This window comes from Moorena sp. SIO2C4, assembly GCF_010672485.1.
Classification (GTDB): Bacteria; Cyanobacteriota; Cyanobacteriia; order Cyanobacteriales; family Coleofasciculaceae; genus Moorena; species Moorena producens.
Genome location: NZ_JAAHGN010001363.1, coordinates 1 through 1,643 on the forward strand (window position 1 = coordinate 1; position 1,643 = coordinate 1,643).

General features: G+C 37.5%; 1 pseudogene. It reads right to left on the reverse strand.

What is annotated here, in order from left to right:
* Positions 1-390 (reverse strand): annotated as a pseudogene (locus F6K20_RS37595) (DUF3754 domain-containing protein); the annotation flags it as partial.
* Positions 391-1,643: the final 1,253 nt, after the last annotated feature.

A 1,643-nucleotide genomic window follows, 5' to 3' on the forward strand; every position in this document is an offset into this window, starting at 1 on the left:
TTCAAAATCTATCTCAGTCTTTAGTTCAATCAATGAGTGTTCTGACACAGCCTGTTCCAGGATATTTTTAGGTAAGGAAAAGTAATTTGCACTTTTCAGGAGAGTTGTCAAGGTCGATATCAATTTAGTTTCCCTCTCACTCTTCTGATCTGGAGTCAGTTCCTTGATCGACTTGGTGTCAGCATCAGGATTAAAGGGAGCAAAGTTATCCTTTAAATTCTCCAGGGTTTCATGGAAGTTAAAATGATAATAGGCTGACAGAATTTCGCAAAAATCCCGAAACTTCTGGGAGTTGGTAGGGTCAAGTTTTCCATCTTCAAGACAAAGTTCGATCAAATCGGTTCGACGGTAAGGGATAAAGGCTTCCCGGTCTTGATATATAGCCATCATTGTCCCACTAAATTGCTGTATAGTTCACGTTAAAATTATGTTGGTTAGAGAATGAGCACCGGTTAACGAACAAATTGACTGGAGCTATAGTTATTGAGTTACCAGCCAATCCTGGAAAGCTAACAACTCACCAGGACTAAAATTAAAATTTTTTTCTAATCAATCAATGGTCTAAGCTAGAAGCTTCCGAAAAGTTGTTCAGCCTTAGGATTGGAATTGTCTAGGATTGCTTAAATGATGAGTAACTACTATCATCAAAATAACCCACAACCGCCAGACCAGGTTAGTCTGGGTTAGGTTATTATCTAACCACCTAAGCTGTTTCCAACTTTTAGATTGGGAAGTTATTTCAGAATTGATATAATTAATTTGTTGATTTTTGTTAAGTTGAACCAACATTAATTGCTGGCTCGGTTTTTTTATTGTGATCATGTTGCTACAAACTTACCCTTTCCCCCTAACCATAATCAGGTATGACTACACTAGCCAAGTCGGCTTAGTGGGGATGAGGGGGAAAGGTCGATCTGGATTTAAGTTATTAATTTATAGTAGAACCAAGGGTAACCAGCTTAAACAGCAAGAACAAAAATCTTAAAAAAGCTTAATACCCGGTATTGATTGACAAATGACCAAGATTATGCATAGAGGACAAAGAAGCGATCGCAATTTCTGATCGCAATTCCTGAGACAGTGAGCGCTCACTACCTTATTAGTTACAATAATTCAAGCAAATTAACAATAAATAATTCGATAAGATCAAGCATTGACAGCAATTTCTAAATCATTACTGGCAATGCTATCCACATATCTGAGGGACTGGAGTAGTAATCGATTTCATCCACGCGATAGCGACAATCTTTAGCTAGCTGAAGCGGCTTAAACAAGTTTAAACAAACTGAAAAAAATCTTAAGACGTCTCAATAATTGTAAGCTATCAGCTATCAGCTATCAGCTCTCAGTTATTAGCTATTAGCATATGCTTATATCAGGTTCGGATAATTAGTTATAAAAAACTTTATCCCTTGAAACCTTACTCCTTTACTTCTGCCATTCCCCTCCTGGGAGGGGTTAGGGGTGGGTGCCAAATGCCAAATGCCTTGCTTTCGCCCCTAGTATAAGTATTCAACCGGACATGATATTACTAATAATTTGCTAATACCGAGCCCGGTTAACTTCTTATAATTTTTGGCTTTTCGTGACTTGAAAGTTAACAATTTTCAATTTTCAATTTTCAAGTCATGAAAAGCCATGGG